Source organism: Sinorhizobium kostiense (genome assembly GCF_017874595.1).
GTDB lineage: Bacteria > Pseudomonadota > Alphaproteobacteria > Rhizobiales > Rhizobiaceae > Sinorhizobium > Sinorhizobium kostiense.
Window position 1 is genome coordinate 431,835 of the sequence record NZ_JAGILA010000001.1, and the last position, 13,782, is coordinate 445,616.

Here is a 13,782-nt window from a genome sequence, read left to right on the forward strand (position 1 = left end):
CTCACCTCATTTCTAGATTTGAAGCAGGGCCGGGAACCAATGGCTCTCCGGAGCTAAGAGCAAGGCCGCCGGCGCCATGGCCGCCCCATAGGGCACGCCCGCGTCACGCGCGTGCAGCCGGTTCGACCAGGCGTGCTTCTTCAGTACAATCGGAAGCGGCACCCGGCGAAATTGGAGGAGCGCAACGGTCAGCGCCGCGCCGATCGCCGCGACGTAGACGAGGAAGGGAAGAGCGAGCTCCGCGCCGAGCCAGAGGGTCGCCACCGGCAAGAGCTTCGCATCGCCGCCACCGATCCAGCCGAGGGCGAAGAAGGCGAAAGTGCAGGCAAGCACACCGGAGGCGACGAGGACGCTCGAGAGGATCGCCTCCAGGCCCAGACCCGCGGCCGGCGCGAATACCGCATAAGCGATCGTCAGCACGGCTACGAGACGGTTGGAGATCGTCATCGTGGCGACGTCCTTGACGCCGGCATAGGTCATCGTTCCGGCGAACAGGAGGAATCCTAGCCAAGCGGCAAAGGTTGAAGTCATCTTCGGTGCCTTTCGCGGAGGCCATCGGGCCGGGTTTCAGATGGCGCGAAATGTGCCGCCGAAAGCCCGGAATCTCCATTCGACCTGATGGCCTAGACGGCGCGAACCGGACCCCGGTGCGGACTAGACCGACCGGTCGAATCGCAAGGGAAAGCACGGCGGGATATATCGTCTGTGCTGCAAACCTCCGGGGATTTTCCGCGAATGAACGACGCTTCCAACGGCAAGAAACACTCCATTCGGTTCCGCAGGCTCCCGCGCCGATGGCGCGAGGACGAGCATGGTACGGTGGCGGTGATCGCCGCGATCACCTTTCCGGTGCTCGTCGGCGCCATGGGTCTCGGCGCGGAGACGGGATACTGGCATTTGAAACAGCGCAAGCTTCAGCATGCGGCGGACGTCTCCGCGCATGCGGCAGCGGTGCGGCACCGGGCGGGAGACGGTCAGCAGGGGCTTGAAAGCACGGCCACCAGGATAGCGCGTGCTTCGGGCTATTCACCCGGCGACCTGACCGTCGGCACGAAAACCGAAGCGAGCGCGGGAAGCACGAAGGTGACGGTGCAACTGAGCGAAACGCATGCACGCCTGTTCTCGTCGGTTTTTTCCACGGATCCGATCGTCCTCTCGGCCCGCGCGGTCGCCGAGATCAAGGGCGGGTCGAAGGCTTGCGTGCTTGCCCTGTCGGGGTCCGCGTCCGGCGCGGTGACGGTGGCGGGTTCGACGGAGCTCAATCTCTCGGGGTGCAGCGTAGTCTCCAATTCGAATGCTGCCGACGCGTTTTTGATGAAGGGCGGCAGCGCCCTCTTGTCGACCGATTGCGTCTACACCGTCGGCGAGGCGGTCACCACGACCGGCCTCAAGCTCACCGGCTGCTCGTCTCCCGTGGAGCGCGCGCCGCCGACTGCGGATCCCTTTGCAGCTGTTGCCGAGCCCGAGAAGCTTCACGTCGAGCAGCTCCCATGCCGCACATTGGACCACATAACGACCTCTAGCTACACTCTCGACCGGCTCGCAAGCGGTGCCGAGGCAATCCGGTTCTGCGGCGGGCTGGACATCAAAGGCACCATCCTCCTGAAGCCGGGCCTCTACATCATCGACGGCGGCGTATTGAGCGTGACCGCCGGAGCCAAGCTGTCGGGCGATGGGGTTACCTTCTATTTCACCAACTCGGCGGCTGCCAAGCTGCTCGGCAATGCAGACATCGACCTGTCGGCCCCAACCAGCGGCCCCTTTGCCGGAATTCTCTTCTTTGCGAGCCGCCGCGATGCGGGCGTGGTCCATCAGGTCACGGGCAATTCTGAGTGGACCCTGAATGGAAGTCTCTATGCGCCGACAGGGAGCATTGAATTCACCGGGAACACGACAGTTTCCGGCGGATGCACGCAGATCGTCGCGGACCGGATCACCTTCACGGGCAATTCGACGATGAGCACCTGTGCCTCGCCGACGAAGGAAATCATCGTCGGCCAGACAGTCGCATTGATCGAATAGCAGGGAATCGGCCCCGCAGCCCATCGTTTCCATCGCGGGAGCCGAATACCGTCGATTGCCGCGAAGAAGTTTAGACCTATCCTTATACGTGCGCCACGGCGCGAGACCGCTCTGCCAGTAGGGACATGCCAACGGGGAGGGTATTTGATGGCAGTCGGCAGTCATAAAAAATCATCTGGCGAGAGCGGAACCTTCCACGCATCGGCCGGTTCGGAGCGACCGTGATCACGGTGCAACAACAGAGGAAGGATACAGAAATGAAGAGGATTCACCTACTGGTTGGCGCAATGTCGATGGCGATGGTCTCGACCGCCATTGCTCAGGACACCTCCGGCTCCGCGTCTGGCACCACCGAAGGAAGCGCTGCCACCGGCACCATGATGCAGATGACGGAAGCAGAAAAGAACGCGACGGCCGATTGGACCGGGCCCATCGCCGACGCGCTGTTTACCGATCAGTCGAAGATGACGCTGCGCAGCGAACAGGAAATCAGAACCAACTGGGCAAACCTTTCGGCCGAGCAGCAAAACCAGATCAAGGAAGACTGCAACACCGTCGAGACCGCAGCGGCCGGTACTGACACCACGACTGGCACGACGACCGGCACGACCACGCCTTCGGGTGACACGACTGCCAGCACGACCACCGGCACGACGACCGGCGGAACCGCAGGCACGACCTCGGGCGAGACCACCGCAAGCACCACGACCGGAACGACCTCGGGTACGGCCGGCACAGCGACAGGTGCAGGGGGCGTAATGTCAGTCGCGCAACTTTGCAACATCGTCAAGAACATGTAGTTCGACGGTCAGGCGTTGCGGGAGCCGATACGGCTCCCGCAACAGTGCTGCGGGTCGAGGGGGCCGGATTCCCCTTGCCCGGTTGGACACGGGCGAAAAGCAGAGCGGCCCCGGCAGCGTATGATTATTTTTCCCCGAACTCAGTCAGTCGTGATCCCAAGCAATCCGATTCCCTCCCCTCCACCAGAAGATCGAGATCGAGCGAGGAACGCTGGCCAAGATCATCGCCATGTTTTGATAGGAAAGTTGCGGCGGCCGAGCGCCCTTCGTCGCGCAGCAGGGTCAGGAAAGGCCATTCGGCGTTGAGTTTCGAGGAATATCCAAGCTTCAGCATGATGTCGCCTGCAATGCGATGCATGCGCATCGATGCCCAGCGTGCCCCCTCTTTGTCGGTCGGCTGCGCCATCCGGCGCAAGAGGCCCATCATCCTGAGCTCCTTCAACAGAACGGCATTGAAGGAGACCTCGTTGACGCGGTTGAGAATCTCGCGCGCCGACCGCGGCGTCCCCGGGCGCTCGACCGGATTGATCTGGACGAGGATCGTGTCTTCGGCAGCGCAATCGAGAATGAGCGGCGTCAGGGTGGGATTGCCGGCATAGCCGCCATCCCAATAGGCGTCGCCGTCAATTTCAACCGCCTGGAACAATGTCGGCAGGCACGCGGAAGCAAGCAGCACATCAGGCGTCAGGTCGCCGTTGCGAAAGACCCGGCCGCGGCCGGTGCGCACGTTCGTTGCCGTGATGAAGAGCCTTATCGGGCTCTCCACCAATTGTGCAAAATCGATCGTCTCATCAAGAATGGCGCGAAGCGGATTGGCGCCGCCTGGGTTTAGGTCGTAAGGCGAAATCAACCGGGCCGCCAAGTCCATGGCGAGGAACAACGGCGAATTGTCGAGCGTCCAGCGACCGAGCAGGACGTCGAGCGGGCTACGCCGGAATGGACTGAAGCGAGCCGCTTCCGACACCTTTCTCCAGAAGCGCTCGAGAGCCGCCCGCGCTTCCGCCGCGCCGCCCCGAGCATGCCCATGGGCCAGCACCGTCGCATTCATCGCGCCTGCCGAGGTGCCGGAAATGCCCTCGAGCTGTAACCACGGCTCCTCCAGCAGCCGGTCGAGCACGCCCCAGGTGAACGCGCCGTGTGCTCCGCCTCCCTGCAGCGCCAAATCTACCTTCACGCGATCACGGCGCCGGATTCCACGCACTGCATCCATGGTGTCACCCGCTCGAGCATGTCTACTCACAGTTGCAATATACACGTTGTGCTTCGCGGAGGAACCCTGTATGCCATGAACTAATACTTTTGGGCGACTTTTCGCCGATGTGACCGCTCGTTTACGATCTCGCGCAATGTTTGAGCAGGGGCACCCATTGTGCCGCCGCACGCGCAATCATCGGCTCGGGACTCTTGCGAGAGCGCTCCAGGAGGAGGCAAGCATGATGCAGAACCAGTCTGACGATCGCCTCGCAAGGGAACGGGACTTCCACAATGATCGCTTCGGCGCGGTGGAAGCACGGAAGGAGGATACCTTCTATTTTGCCGCGGAGGCGGCTGTCGTGGCGTACTGGAAGCTTGTCCGGCAGACGACCGCAGGCAAGGACGTACTGGAATATGGCTGCTCTAACGGCCAAAGCAGCATGCGCTTGGCCCCATCGGCGAAACACATCAGCGGCATCGACATTTCGGACGTGGCGATCGCCCAAGCTAAGGCCGAAGCCGCGCGCAGGTCGATCTCCAATGTCAGCTTCAGCGTCGGCAATGCCGAGAAGATGGATTTTCCGCCGGCTAGTTTCGACGTGGTCTTCGGCAGCGGCATCCTGCACCATCTGAATCTTGAGGAAGCGCTCACGGAAATACGGCGGGTGCTGCGTCCCTCGGGCCGCGCGATCTTCTTTGAGCCCCTCGGGCACAATCCGGCGATCAATCTTTATCGGCGCAGGACGCCCGAAGCACGAACGGTCGATGAGCATCCCCTGCTGAAGTCCGATTTCAGCATCGTAGGTCAGCATTTTTCGAGGTACGACTTGCAGTTCTTCGGATTGTCGACGCTCGCCTCGCTTCCATTCCGGACATTGGCCGCCGGACGGGCGATCCGGGCTGTCGGGGAGCGCGTAGATAATCTGCTCCTGAAAATTCCAGGGCTTAAGTGGCAAGCCTGGATCGTGGTCATGGTGCTGGAGGCTTGACGCTCATCCTCAAAGGAGGCAGCTCCCATCCGCTCCGGTGTGGCCGGCTGTTTCGTCTCGCACCGGCGCTACCGACCGCGGTATACCAGCTCGGCCGATGCCGTTGCCGAAAGCCGTTCCGTTTCCCGCGTCAGATGTTCGCGCAACGGCGATCGAATGCAGACCGGATCCGTCGCGCGCGCATCGCCGGCAAGTGCCATCGCCTGGCAACGGCAGCCGCCGAAATCCACTTTCTTGTGCTCACAGCTCCGGCAAGGTTCCGGCATCCAACCCTCGCCCCGATAGGCGTTGAACGCCTCGCCTTCGTACCAGATCTCGGCGAGCGAACGATCGCGCACGGTCTCGAAGGAGAGGCCGGGGATGGTCTCGGCGGCGTGGCACGGCAGCACCCGTCCCGACGGCGTGACGTTGAGACCCACCCTGCCCCAGCCGCCCATGCAGGCCTTCGGGTAGCTGGAGTAATAATCGGCCGGCACATAGTCGATCACCAGCACGCCCTGATATTTTACGCGTGCCTCCGCGACGATTTCCGTCGCACGTTCGACCTGCTCGCGTGTCGGCATCAGCGCCGCCTTGTTGCGCTCCGCCCAACCGTGGAACTGCACCGTGGCCACTTCGATGCGGCGGGCCTTCAATCGAATTGCCAGATCGATCATGGCGTCGATCTCGGACATGTTCTGCCTGTGGCAGACGGCATTTAAGGTCAGCGGGATCCCGGCGTCGGTCGTCCAGCGGGCGACGGCGATCTTCCGTTCATAACCGCCTTTGTATCCGCCGATCCGGTCGGCGCCTTCCGGGGAAACGCCTTGAATGGAGAGCTGAATGTGGTCGAGGCCCACATCCGCCAGGCTATTGATCCTGGCCTCCGTCAAACCGACGCCGGAAGTGATCAGATTGGAATAGAGCCCGAAAGATACTGCCGCTTGCGTCAGTTCGACCAGATCCCGTCGTGCGGCAGGCTCGCCGCCGGATAGATGCAGATGAAGCACGCCGAGATGGGCCGCCTGCTCGAACACGCCGATCCATTCCTCGGTCGCAAGCTCCTCGTTCGCCTTCGTCAGGTCGATCGGGTTCGAACAGTAGGGGCAGGCGAGCGGACAGCGGTGCGTCAGCTCCGCCAGCATCGCCATGGGCGGCAGCGGTCGCGAACGGGTGCTGGGGGCACCCACGGAAGCGGTTACGGCATCGCTCATTCGACGAACTCCAGCATGCGGCGAATGGAAAGCTCGCGGACAAAAGCCTCGATGTCATTGGCGATCTCCGCGACCGGGGCCTCGAATTCCGCGGCAAAGTCGGCGGCGATCCGCGCAAGCGTTCGCTCGCCATCAAGCGCCCGCACGATCCGAACCGCGATCTCATCGAGTGCCATCGCCCGCTCCGGCGCCAAAAGCACCACATGGCCCCGAACCGGATCCTCGCGGAGCTTGACGCCGCGCGCCAGCTTGACGACGCTCGAGCCGGAAATCAGCGGCGCCTGGGCAGTCATTCCGCAGCCTCCTTCGCTGTCGGCTCGCGGACGACCCCCTCGCGCCCATCCCAAGCCCCCGGGGGAATGCGGCCGGGGACGACATAGGCGGAGTAAAGCGCATCGAGTTGGGCCCAAAGGACGTCCGTCTTGAAGGTGAGCGCGGCGGCAGCGGCGTCCTGTTTCTCCCGCGTGTCGGCGTGATCGAGGACAAAGGCGAGGCCGAACTCGACATCACGCGGCGCCTCGGTCAGCCGTTGGCGGAAATAGGCGAGCGCCGCGTCGTCGGCGAAGGCATAGTGCTCCAAAAGCCCTGTGATGCGTTCCGAGTGGATCCTCGGCGCAAAAAGCTCTGTCAGCGAGGAGGCCACCGCCTCGATGAGCGGCCTCTCGCGCACGAACCCCACATAGGCGTCGACGGCAAAGCGGGTCGCAGGGAGCACGCCGCCTGTCGAAGCGACGTAGCCGGGATCGAGGCCGACGGCCTCGGCGAGGCGCAACCAGCGTCGGATCCCGCCGCCCTCGTCGATGCCGCCGTCATGGTCCTCGATGCGGGAGCGCCAGGCGCGGCGCATTTGCGGATCATCGCAACGGGATAGAAAGGCGGCGTCCTTCATCGGGATCCGGCTTTGGTAATAATAACGATTGATAACCCAGGCGCGGACTTGCGTCGTCGTGCAGCGACCGCCATGCAGCATCACGTGGAAGGGATGCTTGTCGTGATAGCGCTGATTGCCGATCTCCAGAAGGCGCGCATGGAAGGCCTCTCTGTCCGTTGTCGTCTTGTCGACTGCCGTCGTCAAAGTCTCACCTCCATGCCATCGAAACCGACTTCGAAACCCCGGCCCTCGACGCTCTCGCGCTCGGCTCCGGCCCGCCAGATCGGGTTCGTGTTGTTGATGTGGACATAGATCTTTCTGGGGATGTCGAGGCCGCCGAGCGCGTCGAGGCTGCCACCTTCCCCGGCAATCGGCATGTGGCCCATGCGGCGGCCGGTCTTGTGTCCGGTACCGGTCACGATCATCTCGTCGTCGCTGAAGAGTGTGCCGTCGAAGAACACCGCGTCGGCATCGCGCAAACGCGCGGCGAGGGCGTCGTTCAGCATGCCGCAGCCTGGGATATAGTAAACGCGTCTGGAGCCGGCTCGCAGCTCTACTCCCACTGTGTTTTCGCTCTCGATATTGAGATCCGGTTCGCCGCTTTCGAGGAAGAGCGGAACCTTGCCGGGGACTGCGAAGAGCCGCGCCTCAAGACTCGGCAGCGGAGAGAAAGGCTCCTCGATCGCGACCGTTCTCCTTGCAACCAGTTTCGCATCGAGAACGCCGAAGACTGAATTCTCGGCAATGATCCGGCCGACTGCGCCGGTCGAAAACAGGGTAAACGGCTGTTTTTCCCGCAGCACGAGCAGTCCGGCGAGGTGATCGATGTCGCCATTGGTCAGCACAACGCTGCTGATTGGGCTGTGACGCAGGCGGCGCGGCTGCAGGGGACGATTGGCCTGGATTTGCTGGCGGATATCCGGAGAGGCGTTGAAAACGGCCCAAGTCTCGCCATCCACGCTCGCCGCGAGCGACGATTGGGTTTGCGGCCGCAGCGAGGACGCCTGATCGCGGGCCAATGCGCAGTTCAGGCAACCGCAATTCCACTGCGGGAGGCCGCCGCCGGCGGCGGCCCCCAAAACGATGACACGAAGATCGGACTTTTGCTTCACCGGTATACCTAATGAGTTCTGAGCCGACCGCCGTGGTGCTGGGCGTCAGAAGAGGATCGGTTCATCCCCGTCCGCGGGAGCGTAGCGGGTGATTTCCATCGCGCAGCTGACTTCGATGAATTTCGGTTTATGCCAGGACATGTCTCCTCCATTGGTCCAGACGGGTGTGTCCACCCCTGAGTTGCCGGCGCCCTTGCAAACCGGTCGGACACTTGAACAAGCTTCGCCCAGAAGAGCGCTGCTTGGGTGAAAGCCGGAGCGGCTTTCGCCACCCGGCATGGCCCGGCGTCGCCGTCGCCGGGTTTCCCGCAATCTGCATCGTCGCCGCGCCGGATGGCCTGGTCGGACGGACCTCGCTCTTCAACTGCCCGGCAGACGTTACGCAAATCTTCCTCTGCGCAAAATGGTATCAACCGCCCAGGGGCCCGGCAATTAAGACCAAGGTGTCGGTCGACACTGGATTCGTACGCAATGGACCGGTGAGAAGCGGGCGGAACGCCGTTATCTCGGCCGCAGGATTTGACGGAGAGCTTCCCGGCCTAGCCGAACGCGTTAGCCGGATAGGGTTTGCTGACGACCGGCAGATAGCGCGCGCCCGATGCCAGCAGGAACCGCTCGAAAGCCTGCATCGCCGGAGTCGTAGCTCGGTCTGAGCGCGATACGCTGAACCATTGCCTGCGGATTGGCGTATCGACGACGTCGAGAATGACAAGCCGGCCGAGCTTCACCTCCTGCTCGATGGTGTGGGCCGAAATGAACGCAATCCCCAGACCGGCGATGACGGCCTGCTTGATCGTCTCGTTGGAGGCGATCTCCGTGCCGACTTCCTCGAGCTTGTGGGGCGTATCGCTGAGGAATATCTCGAGGGAGATACGGGTCCCCGATCCTTTTTCACGCACCAGGAACTGTTCCTGCGCAATGCGCTCCCGTGAGATCTCCAGCACGCCGGCGAGCGGGTGGCCGGCGGGGGCGATGAAGACCAGCGGATGATCGCCGAACACCTGCGCGCGCACCTCGAAGTCACGTGGCGGCCGTCCCATCAGCGCCATATCGATCTCGTGATCCCTGAGCTTGGCGATGATCTCGGCACGGTTGCCGATGAAGAGGTTGACCTCGATCGCGGGGACCTGATCGCGAAAGGCGGCAATCAGCTGCGGTGCGAAATATTTGCCGGTCGAGACGACGCCGAGGCGCAATCGCCCGGTTCGCAAGCCTTTGAGGGCGCCGATCGCATCCTCAAGACCGGCCAGACTCTCCTCGACCGCCCTCGCCGCCTGGAGGAAGGCAAGACCATATGCCGTCGGCACCATGCCGCTGCGCGTCCTGTCGAACAACGAGACACCGGCATCCCGTTCGAGCTGCTGAATCTGCAGGGTTAGCGCCGGACCGGTCAGGCCCAGGGCTTCGGCCGCAAGGTTGATTTTGCCCAGCCGACAGATGGCTTCAACGGTGCGAAGTTGGCGAAAGGTCACATGGCGCATGCTCCCAGCGTAAATATTTCTAATGCGGCAAGTCAATTGAATAAATTTTACAAACTCCCTGTTTGCGCCATCCTTGCCCGGACATCCGGTGGAGGAGACATCATGTCAGGCGCGACTCTCGAGGCTTACCTCGCCTCATACACGGCCAACGGCGACGATCTCGCACGGGACGTGGCGGCAGTGATCCAGAGGCTGGCTAAGGCGGCCCTCGAGATACGGAAGCTCGTCGGCCAGGGAGCGCTCGGCGCGGCCAACGCCAGCCGCGGTACGAGCAATGCCGACGGCGATCTGCGAAAGAACCTGGACATCCTCAGTGACGATTTGTTCCTGTCGTGTCTGCAGGGAGCACCGGTGGCATGCTACGCCTCGGAAGAGCTGGAAAAGCCTGTCCTGCTCGAGCCGAGTGCGCGCCTTGCGGTTGCGATGGATCCGCTCGACGGATCGTCCAACATCGATGCCAACATCTCGGTAGGCACGATCTTTTCCGTCCTGCCCGCGCTCAAGGGACCGGACGTGGACCCAACGCAGTCCTTTCTCCAGCCCGGCAACCGGCAGTTGGCGGCCGGCTTCTTTCTTTACGGTCCGCAAACCGCTTTGGTGCTGTCGCTCGGCAAGGGCACGGAGATTTTCATCTTCTCCAGTCGGCTCGGATGCTTCGTTGAGGCTTGCAAGTCGGTCAGCATCCCGGAGCGCACCAGCGAGTTCGCCATCAACATGTCGAACTATCGGCATTGGGAAGAAGCGATCCGGCTCTATGTCGACGATTGCCTGGCAGGCTCGGACGGCCCGCGCGAGCGGGACTTCAACATGCGATGGATCGCCTCTCTGGTCGCCGAGGCCTTTCGGATCCTTTGCCGCGGCGGCATTTTCCTGTACCCCGCGGACGGCCGCAAAGGCTATCACCAGGGAAGACTCCGGCTGGTCTACGAGGCCAATCCGATCGCCTTCCTCGTCGAGAATGCGGGCGGTGCGGCGACGAGCTGCGTGACGCGCATTCTCGACCTCATACCGGAAAACCTGCACCAGCGCGTGCCTCTGGCTTTCGGTTCGCGCCGCGAGGTGGCGCGCGTCGCCCGCTACCACGTCGATCCCAACATGATCGGCGAACGCGCACCGCTTTTCGGCAAGCGCGGTCTGTTTCGGGCGTGAGGAGGAAAGCATGTCAGCCAAACACCCGATCATCTCAATCACCGGCTCCTCCGGCGCAGGCACCACGACGGTCAAGGACACATTCGAGAAGATCTTCAAACGCGAGAACATCCGCGCATCCTTCATCGAAGGGGATGCCTTCCACCGTTACGACCGGGAAAGCATGCGCCGCAAGATAGCCGAGGAAAAAGCCAGGGGCGTCGATTTCACCCATTTTTCCGCCGAGGCGAACGAACTGGAAATCCTCGAAAGCGTCTTTGCCGAATATGGCAGGCGCGGAATCGGGCGTACGCGCCACTACGTGCATGACGACACCGAGGCCCGGATATATGGCGCAGAACCCGGCACATTTACGGACTGGGAGGAGTTCGGCGACAGCGATCTCCTGTTCTACGAGGGGCTGCATGGCTGCGCCGTCACCGACACCGTCAATCTCGCCCAACATTGCGATCTGAAGATCGGCGTCGTTCCGGTGATCAACCTTGAATGGATCCAGAAGATCCATCGCGACAAGGCGACGCGCGGCTACTCCACCGAGGCCGTGACCGACACCATCCTGCGCCGCATGCCCGACTACGTGCATTACATCTGCCCGCAGTTTTCGCTGACGGACATCAACTTCCAGCGCGTGCCGATCGTCGACACGTCCAATCCCTTCATCGCCCGCTGGATACCGACGCACGCCGAATCCATTCTGGTCATCCGTTTCGCCAAACCGCAAAGCATCGATTTTCCGTATCTCTTGTCGATGCTCCACAACAGCTTCATGTCGCGCGCCAATTCCATCGTGGTGCCGGGCGACAAGCTCGATCTCGCCATGCAGCTCATCTTCACGCCGCTCATCCACAAGCTGCTCGAGCGCAAACACCGTATGTCGTGAGGAGGTCACCATGAATGTTTCGCAGCAGATCGAGACCCGTACCGCCGCATCGGAACGCAACATGGCCAATGCCATCCGGTTTCTTGCCATGGATGCCGTGCAGAAGGCGAATTCAGGCCACCCCGGCATGCCGATGGGCATGGCCGACGCAGTAACGGTTCTCTTCAACCGCTTCATCAAGATCGATCCCTCGCTGCCTGACTGGCCGGATCGCGACCGTTTCGTGCTATCGGCCGGCCATGGCTCGATGCTGCTCTACGCCATCCATCACCTGATCGGCTTTGCCGATATGCCGATGGCTGAGCTCACGGCCTTCCGGCAACTCGGCTCGAAGACGGCCGGCCATCCCGAATACGGCCATACCCTCGGCATCGAGACCACTACCGGACCGCTCGGCCAGGGGATTGCCACCGCCGTCGGCATGGCGATCGCCGAACAGATGATGGCCGCCCGCTTCAGCAGCGCGCTCTGCAATCACTTCACCTACGTGGTTGCCGGCGACGGTTGTCTGCAGGAGGGCATAAGTCACGAGGCGATCGACCTCGCCGGACATCTGAAGCTCCGCAAGCTGGTCGTGCTCTGGGACGACAATGGAATATCGATCGACGGGTCGACCGATCTCTCGACGTCGATGAACCAGCTTGCACGGTTCCGCGCCGCCGGCTGGAATGCGCAAAGCGTCGATGGCCACGATCCCGAGGCGGTGGCCAAGGCGATCGCGCGGGCGCAGCGGACCCGCAAGCCGTCGCTCATTGCCTGCCGCACCCGGATCGGCAAGGGGGCGGCCACGATGGAAGGCTCGCACAAGACCCACGGCGCGGCGCTCGGTGACAAGGAGATCGCCGCGACACGCGAAAAGCTTGGCTGGCCCCATCCGCCTTTCTTCGTCTCGCCCGAGATCAAGACCGCCTGGGAGGGGGTGGCGATGCGCGGCCGCATGGCTCGCGAGGCATGGGAAATCCGCCTCGACGCGTCGCGCTCAAAGAAACGCTACCAACAGATCGTCGGAAGACAGCTCGACGGCGAAATCGCCGAGCCGCTGGCAAAATTCCGAGCGGCGCATCGCAAGAGAGCTACCAAGGTCGCGACACGGCAGGCCTCGCAGATGGTGCTGGAGGTCGTCAATGGAGCGACGGATTTGACGATTGGCGGCTCCGCCGATCTGACCGGCTCCAACCTGACGATGACGTCTCAGACGAAGGCCATCGGGCCAGGCGATTTCAAAGGCCGCTACCTGCATTACGGTATCCGCGAGCATGGCATGGGGGCCGCCATGAACGGTATTGCCCTGCATGGCGGCTTCGTCCCCTATGGCGGCACCTTTCTGGCATTTTCCGACTATGCTCGCGGCGCGATGCGGCTCTCGGCCCTGATGGGACTGCCCGTCATCTATGTGCTGACCCACGATTCCATTGGCCTCGGCGAGGACGGGCCGACCCACCAACCGGTCGAGCATCTAGCCATGCTGCGCGCCACTCCCAACCTCAACGTCTTTCGCCCCGCCGACATCATCGAGACGGCAGAATGCTGGGAAATCGCGCTTGGCGAGAAGAAGACGCCGAGCGTCCTCGCTCTTTCGCGCCAGGCCCTGCCGATGCTGCGCCACACGGACGGGGACGAGAATTTGTCGGCGCGCGGTGCTTATGTCCTGAAGGAGGCGCGCGGATGCCGCCACATCACGCTTCTCGCCACCGGATCCGAGGTCGAGATCGCCGTCGCTGCTGCCGAACGCCTGCAGGCCGACAAAGGCATAGAGGCGGCGGTCGTCTCCATGCCCTGCTGGGAGAAATTCGAGGCCCAGGAGCCATCGTATCAGATGGAGGTCCTCGGAGATGCGCCGCGGTTGGCCGTCGAAGCGGCCGGCCGCCTCGGCTGGGACCGCTGGATGGGGCCGGACAGCGCCTTCGTCGGTATGACCGGCTTTGGGGCCTCGGCACCCGCTGGAGACCTGTACCGCCATTTCGGCATCACCGCCGATCATGTCGTCGCCGAAGCTTTGAAGCTCCTCGGCCGCGTGGGTCGAGAGAAGCCGCTTACGGCCAGCCAACAGACGGGCACAGATATCGTCCGAACATCGCAGGAGACTTGAAC

General features: G+C 62.7%; 14 protein-coding genes. 6 read left to right on the forward strand and 8 right to left on the reverse strand.

Annotated elements, in window-relative coordinates; all coding sequences use genetic code 11:
* Positions 1-12: 12 nt before the first annotated feature.
* Positions 13-531, reverse strand: coding sequence for an A24 family peptidase (locus J2Z31_RS01915; RefSeq protein WP_209600185.1), 519 nt, complete (start codon positions 529-531; stop codon positions 13-15).
* 204 nt (positions 532-735) lie between these two features.
* Between J2Z31_RS01915 and J2Z31_RS01920 the strand changes: the two genes are divergently transcribed.
* On the forward strand, positions 736-2,022 hold the full coding sequence (locus J2Z31_RS01920) for a pilus assembly protein TadG-related protein (protein WP_209600186.1): 1,287 nt from the start codon (positions 736-738) through the stop codon (positions 2,020-2,022).
* 257 nt (positions 2,023-2,279) lie between these two features.
* Positions 2,280-2,822, forward strand: coding sequence for a hypothetical protein (locus tag J2Z31_RS01925; protein ID WP_209600187.1), 543 nt, complete (start codon positions 2,280-2,282; stop codon positions 2,820-2,822).
* Between the two features lie 124 nt (positions 2,823-2,946).
* On the opposite strand, the gene J2Z31_RS01930 is transcribed toward J2Z31_RS01925, so the two are convergent.
* Positions 2,947-4,032, reverse strand: a complete 1,086-nt coding sequence (locus tag J2Z31_RS01930; protein WP_209600188.1) for a patatin-like phospholipase family protein — start codon at positions 4,030-4,032, stop codon at positions 2,947-2,949.
* Positions 4,033-4,255: 223 nt separating this feature from the next.
* Between J2Z31_RS01930 and J2Z31_RS01935 the strand changes: the two genes are divergently transcribed.
* Positions 4,256-5,005, forward strand: a complete 750-nt coding sequence (locus tag J2Z31_RS01935; protein WP_209600189.1) for a class I SAM-dependent methyltransferase — start codon at positions 4,256-4,258, stop codon at positions 5,003-5,005.
* 68 nt (positions 5,006-5,073) lie between these two features.
* Here J2Z31_RS01935 and pqqE read toward each other — a convergent pair whose 3' ends face one another.
* From pqqE to J2Z31_RS01965, 6 genes are all read right to left on the reverse strand, one after another.
* Positions 5,074-6,198, reverse strand: coding sequence for a pyrroloquinoline quinone biosynthesis protein PqqE (pqqE, locus tag J2Z31_RS01940; protein ID WP_209600190.1), 1,125 nt, complete (start codon positions 6,196-6,198; stop codon positions 5,074-5,076).
* Positions 6,195-6,491 (reverse strand): pyrroloquinoline quinone biosynthesis peptide chaperone PqqD, encoded by a 297-nt coding sequence (gene pqqD, locus J2Z31_RS01945; protein ID WP_209600191.1) that lies wholly within the window; start codon positions 6,489-6,491, stop codon positions 6,195-6,197. The genes pqqE and pqqD overlap by 4 nt, the downstream gene beginning before the upstream one ends.
* Positions 6,488-7,273 (reverse strand): pyrroloquinoline-quinone synthase PqqC, encoded by a 786-nt coding sequence (gene pqqC / locus J2Z31_RS01950; RefSeq protein ID WP_209600192.1) that lies wholly within the window; start codon positions 7,271-7,273, stop codon positions 6,488-6,490. The genes pqqD and pqqC overlap by 4 nt, the downstream gene beginning before the upstream one ends.
* A complete protein-coding gene (pqqB, locus tag J2Z31_RS01955; protein WP_209600193.1) occupies positions 7,270-8,181 on the reverse strand; it encodes a pyrroloquinoline quinone biosynthesis protein PqqB in 912 nt (303 codons plus the stop codon). The genes pqqC and pqqB overlap by 4 nt, the downstream gene beginning before the upstream one ends.
* 45 nt (positions 8,182-8,226) lie before the next feature.
* Positions 8,227-8,322: a pyrroloquinoline quinone precursor peptide PqqA gene (pqqA, locus tag J2Z31_RS01960; protein WP_026187092.1), complete on the reverse strand. Its 96-nt coding sequence runs from the start codon at positions 8,320-8,322 to the stop codon at positions 8,227-8,229.
* 398 nt (positions 8,323-8,720) lie between these two features.
* Positions 8,721-9,662, reverse strand: coding sequence for a LysR family transcriptional regulator (locus J2Z31_RS01965; protein WP_209600194.1), 942 nt, complete (start codon positions 9,660-9,662; stop codon positions 8,721-8,723).
* A 102-nt stretch (positions 9,663-9,764) separates the two neighbouring features.
* Here J2Z31_RS01965 and J2Z31_RS01970 point away from each other — a divergent pair, with 102 nt between their 5' ends.
* The 3 genes from J2Z31_RS01970 to tkt are packed head-to-tail and all read left to right on the forward strand — an operon-like array spanning position 9,765 to position 13,780.
* Complete coding sequence (locus tag J2Z31_RS01970) at positions 9,765-10,811, forward strand: class 1 fructose-bisphosphatase (RefSeq protein WP_209600195.1); 1,047 nt, start codon at positions 9,765-9,767, stop codon at positions 10,809-10,811.
* 10 nt (positions 10,812-10,821) lie between these two features.
* On the forward strand, positions 10,822-11,691 hold the full coding sequence (locus J2Z31_RS01975; RefSeq protein ID WP_209600196.1) for a phosphoribulokinase: 870 nt from the start codon (positions 10,822-10,824) through the stop codon (positions 11,689-11,691).
* A gap of 10 nt (positions 11,692-11,701) precedes the next feature.
* On the forward strand, positions 11,702-13,780 hold the full coding sequence (gene tkt, locus J2Z31_RS01980; RefSeq protein ID WP_209600197.1) for a transketolase: 2,079 nt from the start codon (positions 11,702-11,704) through the stop codon (positions 13,778-13,780).
* Positions 13,781-13,782 lie beyond the last annotated feature (2 nt).

Excerpts from the sequence above, each read along its gene's own strand:
- J2Z31_RS01915 (WP_209600185.1), bottom strand. The coding sequence starts at position 531 with ATGACTTCAACCTTTGCCGCTTGGCTAGGATTCCTCCTGTTCGCCGGA.
- J2Z31_RS01920 (WP_209600186.1), top strand. The coding sequence starts at position 736 with ATGAACGACGCTTCCAACGGCAAGAAACACTCCATTCGGTTCCGCAGG.
- J2Z31_RS01925 (WP_209600187.1), top strand. The coding sequence starts at position 2,280 with ATGAAGAGGATTCACCTACTGGTTGGCGCAATGTCGATGGCGATGGTC.
- J2Z31_RS01930 (WP_209600188.1), bottom strand. The coding sequence starts at position 4,032 with ATGGATGCAGTGCGTGGAATCCGGCGCCGTGATCGCGTGAAGGTAGAT.
- J2Z31_RS01935 (WP_209600189.1), top strand. The coding sequence starts at position 4,256 with ATGATGCAGAACCAGTCTGACGATCGCCTCGCAAGGGAACGGGACTTC.
- pqqE (WP_209600190.1), bottom strand. The coding sequence starts at position 6,198 with ATGAGCGATGCCGTAACCGCTTCCGTGGGTGCCCCCAGCACCCGTTCG.
- pqqD (WP_209600191.1), bottom strand. The coding sequence starts at position 6,491 with ATGACTGCCCAGGCGCCGCTGATTTCCGGCTCGAGCGTCGTCAAGCTG.
- pqqA (WP_026187092.1), bottom strand. The coding sequence starts at position 8,322 with ATGTCCTGGCATAAACCGAAATTCATCGAAGTCAGCTGCGCGATGGAA.
- J2Z31_RS01965 (WP_209600194.1), bottom strand. The coding sequence starts at position 9,662 with ATGCGCCATGTGACCTTTCGCCAACTTCGCACCGTTGAAGCCATCTGT.
- J2Z31_RS01970 (WP_209600195.1), top strand. The coding sequence starts at position 9,765 with ATGTCAGGCGCGACTCTCGAGGCTTACCTCGCCTCATACACGGCCAAC.
- J2Z31_RS01975 (WP_209600196.1), top strand. The coding sequence starts at position 10,822 with ATGTCAGCCAAACACCCGATCATCTCAATCACCGGCTCCTCCGGCGCA.
- tkt (WP_209600197.1), top strand. The coding sequence starts at position 11,702 with ATGAATGTTTCGCAGCAGATCGAGACCCGTACCGCCGCATCGGAACGC.